Origin of the sequence: Leptolyngbya sp. FACHB-36, from assembly GCF_014695955.1 — a bacterium.
Classification (GTDB): domain Bacteria; phylum Cyanobacteriota; class Cyanobacteriia; order Leptolyngbyales; family Leptolyngbyaceae; genus FACHB-36.
The window spans coordinates 1-4,174 of the sequence record NZ_JACJPG010000389.1; the positions used below are offsets into that span (position 1 = coordinate 1).

Annotated in this window: 3 protein-coding genes and 1 pseudogene; 1 reads left to right on the forward strand and 3 read right to left on the reverse strand. The window is 55.6% G+C overall.

Annotated elements, in window-relative coordinates; translation table 11 throughout:
* The coding region (locus tag H6F43_RS10925; RefSeq protein ID WP_190342797.1) for an NAD-dependent epimerase/dehydratase family protein at window positions 1-323 on the reverse strand (323 nt) is incomplete at its 3' end.
* Between the two features lie 427 nt (window positions 324-750).
* Here H6F43_RS10925 and H6F43_RS10930 point away from each other — a divergent pair.
* Window positions 751-3,027, forward strand: a complete 2,277-nt coding sequence (locus H6F43_RS10930; RefSeq protein ID WP_190342795.1) for a hypothetical protein — start codon at window positions 751-753, stop codon at window positions 3,025-3,027.
* 33 nt (window positions 3,028-3,060) lie between these two features.
* Here H6F43_RS10930 and lepB read toward each other — a convergent pair whose 3' ends face one another.
* On the reverse strand, window positions 3,061-3,648 hold the full coding sequence (lepB, locus tag H6F43_RS10935) for a signal peptidase I (protein ID WP_190342796.1): 588 nt from the start codon (window positions 3,646-3,648) through the stop codon (window positions 3,061-3,063).
* A gap of 58 nt (window positions 3,649-3,706) precedes the next feature.
* A pseudogene (locus tag H6F43_RS10940) lies at window positions 3,707-4,174 on the reverse strand (hypothetical protein); the annotation flags it as partial.

Consider the following 4,174-nt stretch of genomic DNA (forward strand, 5'->3'; position numbering starts at 1 on the left):
AACAGCGTCAACGTTCCAACAAAGTTGTTGCGGTAGTACTTGTCGGGTTGCGTGACCGACTCACCCACGTAGGCATAGGCGGCAAAATGCATCACCGCCGCGATCGTATGCGTCGCAAATAGCTGGTCCAGCAAGGCACGATCGCCCGTGTCGCCTGCCACCAGTTCTACCTGCAACACTTTCTCAGCAATATCCCGATGCCCGTACACCAAGTTGTCGAGCACGACAACGCCGTAACCCGCTTGCTGAAGTGCAAGAACGGCGTGGGAACCAATGTAGCCCGCGCCCCCAGTAACGAGAATAGTTGGCTTACTCTGTGACACGATCGAACCCCCCTGTTCAAGGACACTCATTACCATGCTGTCAAATATTTGCGGAGATCAAGCACATCACGCAGATCTCACCCTTAAGAATTCCAGGTTTGGACAGCGACGAATCCTGTAGGGACAATGTTAAAAATTGTATCCACGTCGCCTACTGGAGCCTACAGAAGCCGTTGCTTTCTTGCAAGCTGTCTAGTCGATCTTTACGCCGTTCTTACACTCTGTCAAATGCCCAAAGGTGAAGCTTGGGTAAAATTACCCCGTCGAGTCTTCAGAGGGTGGGTACCAGTATTATGATGTCGGTATTTGCTTGATTCATTAGGTGATCAAGCAGATCCCTGAACTTGATGCCTCAGATGATTAGGAATGAGGAAACGGGTGGCATGTATTCCCACCTCCTCGTGATGTCTCACAGCATTTGGGCAGTATGGACAGCAGTTTAGTAATTGTGGGACGACTGGTTGCTAGCCTTGCTTTGATTGCTCTAGGGTGGTTCTCAACAACGCTGATTTTCTGGCTTGTTGCGCGCCGTGCGGAGAAAGCCCCGTCTGCTCCTCGGATGTGGCGAAGCACCACTCGTTTGGTTCTTGTCAGCTTAGCAACGGTTCTAGCGCTGCATTGGTTCAACCCGATCGGTCCGCTGCTCGTTGGTTTTATGCCGTCTGTGGCAAGTAATGCATCCACTTACCAAAGCGGTGTCAAACTCGGAACCAAAAACGTGGCAGTCGGAGGGGGCGGCTATGTCATTGGCGTTTACCTGCATCCGCGCCAGAAGGATTTAGTGTACATCCGCACCGATGTGGGTGGATTTTACCGCTGGAACGCAAAGGCACAAACTTGGATTCCGCTGCTGGAACACTTGACGCTGGAGCAGAAAAATCAGTTTGGGGGAGAAGCGCTAGCGCTCGATCCCAACGACCCTAACGTTGTATACGTCGCCGTCGGTAAGAGCCACTGGTTTGGACCCGGAACGCTGCTGAAATCGACCAATCAAGGAGAAACCTGGACTCCGTTAAAGCTGGAGTTGCCGATCGCCGAAGACTACCGCCGTTGGGGCGGGGAGCGCCTTGCCGTCAACCCGTCTAACTCAAAGGACGTGCTATTTGGAGCCTGGAAAGACGGTCTTTGGAAATCCACCAACGCGGGAACGGCTTGGACGCGCATATCTGCGTTGCCGACTGAGGCGAAGGAACCAAACGTGAACGCGATCGTGTTTGATCCGCGAGAGCGTGGACTGGTTTATGCCCACGTTGACGGCGATGGAGTGTTTCGCTCCACCGATGCAGGCACCACCTGGACGCGACTGGACGGTAGCCCAAAACATGTCATGCGCATGGCAATCGCGGGCGATCGCTCCCTCTACACGGTTAGCTATGAGGGTCCCGCCGTCGCCAAATTTGCCAATGGCACCTGGAAGGACATTACGCCGCCTGGTGAAGATCCAGTGTTTGGCGCGCTGAGCGTTAACCCCAAGAATCCCAGCGAGATTCTGGTTAGTCGAGGAGAGAACAGCAACCCGGACATGTATCGATCGACCGACGGCGGTGCAAGCTGGAAAAAGCTGTCTCGTCAGACAACGAGCACGGTGCCCTGGTGGAGCGAGTACATGCGAAATTTGGCATGGGTCTCGGCGATCGAGTTTGATCCGCATGTACCGGGGTGTGTGTGGCTGACCGACTGGTATGGCATCTGGCGTACGGATCAGGTGACAGCAGATCCAGTTCGCTGGACGAACTACCAGCAAGGACACGAAGAGATTGTGATCCTGACGCTGGTGTCGCCTCCCAAGGGTCCCCTGTTGCTCACTGGTGCTGCCGATGTGGATGGCTTCGTGCACGACAACGGATTGGATGCGTTTCCCTCTAAGTCTTTTGGTGCGCGGGGACCCGGATATCAAGATACCTACAGCATTGACTACAGCCGAACCAACCCGCAGCGCCTGGTTCGAGTCAGCGGCGATCGGCGCGACGACGGCAGACAGGGAGGAGCTACGTCGCGCGACGGCGGCTTGACCTGGCAGGAGTTTAAGTCGTTTCCCAGCGGCATCGTGCCCACGCGCGTTGTCATGTCTGCCACGAACCCGGATCTGTTTGTCGTCACCACCAGCAAAGGACAGCCTGTGCGATCGACCGATGGCGGCGCAACCTGGGGGTCGGTGTCGGGCTTACCTGATGGTGCCAAGGGTCCCTGGAATATGCCGCCGCAGCCACTGGCAGCAGACACCGTGGACGGCAACACCTTTTATTACTACAGCAATAACGGAACCGTCTATCGCAGCACTGACGGCGGTGCCAATTTTTCCATGATGACGGATAAGCTGTCGTGGATCGAGTGGAGTACGATTCAGGCGCTTCCGGGCGCGAAAGGCGATGTTTGGCTCGGCTTGGACGAGGAAGGACTGCGCCGATCAACCGACGGGGGCAAAACCTTTACGGCGATTCCCGCTGTAGAGCAAGCGTACTTATTTGATTTTGGGCTGCCGCAACCCGGCAGCAAGACGCCTGCGCTCTACGTCTATGGAAAAATTAAAGGTCAGGGAGCTGGCATCTTCCGATCGCTGGATCTGGGTAAAACCTGGACCCGGCTCAACGCGCCGAACCGTCCGATCGGAAATGAGCCGAGGGTGCTGGAAGCAAGCTGGCAGACGTTTGGTTTAGTCTTTGTCGGCAGCAACGGACGGGGAATTTACTATGGCTCGTCGTAGCTGACTTAGTTCGCCATCACGAACCGTGGACGCCTAATCGCTGAACCGTATCCAGCCAACACGCTTAAGCGTCCAGAAGCGAAACCAAGCGCGACCGATAATGTTTTCTTGGGGCAAAAAGCCCCAGACGTGAGAGTCATTGCTGTTGTTACGGTTGTCGCCCATGACAAAGTACTCGTTGTTCGGTACCACCGCAGGTCCCCACGCATAGGCGGGGTCGTCGGCAATGTAGGGTTCCTTTAGGGGTCGATCGTTGACGTACACGGCGCCGTCACGAACCTGGATGCGCTGCCCTGGCGTACCAATGATGCGCTTAATAAAGGCTTGATCTTTGGCGTAGCCTTGGGTTTGCAGTTGCAGCGGTGGGTCGAACACAACAATGTCGCCGAACTCGGGTGGATGAAGTCGGTAGGACACCTTTTCGACGACCAGACGATCGCCCACCTGCAAGGTTGGAAACATTGAGTCTGAGGGAATGTAGCGCGGCTCTGCCACAAATGCCCGAATCAGCAGTGCCAGAATCAGGGCAACGACGAGAATTTGAGCGTTCTCCCACCAGGCTCTCCAGGCGGGAGGAGCAGGAGAGGAAATGGGTTGTTCAGAGGAAGGTTCAGAAGTCATAGCCATTATTGTCGCAATGGCGAGGGTAGAAGGCAAATTGAGTTGTTTGCAGCGGCAGCTAGAACGCAATAAAGGTTTCGGAGCGGAGACGATCGGGGCGCGCCCCGAGGGTAAGAGCCGTCGTTTGCAGGTGCTCTGTGCGATCGCCGATCGCGCAGACAACGACATCAAACTCGCTCAGGTCTAAAGACTGAGCAGCCAGGATGTGCTCCGGAGCGTGGTTGGTCGCTTCGCGGTAGTGAAACAAGGGCTGAGTTTGGCTGAGCGATCGCCAGTAGGCTTGGTAGGGCAATTGATCAGGAGTTTCTGGATTCGACAGAATCAGCCAAATCGGTTGGCAAAAGCCGCATTCGTGCAGCCAGTCAATTTGACTCTTGAGCGGAGCAATGCCCGAGCCTTCCGCAATGTAGAGGCGGGGACGAGACGGCAGTTCGGTTAGGGTCATGAGTCCGTAAGGTCCGCGAACCCGGATCGTTTGTCCAGGCTGTAAGTCGTGCAGGTAGGCAGAACTCCAACCAACGCGAGA

Excerpts from the sequence above, each read along its gene's own strand:
- H6F43_RS10930 (WP_190342795.1), top strand. The coding sequence starts at position 751 with ATGGACAGCAGTTTAGTAATTGTGGGACGACTGGTTGCTAGCCTTGCT.
- lepB (WP_190342796.1), bottom strand. The coding sequence starts at position 3,648 with ATGACTTCTGAACCTTCCTCTGAACAACCCATTTCCTCTCCTGCTCCT.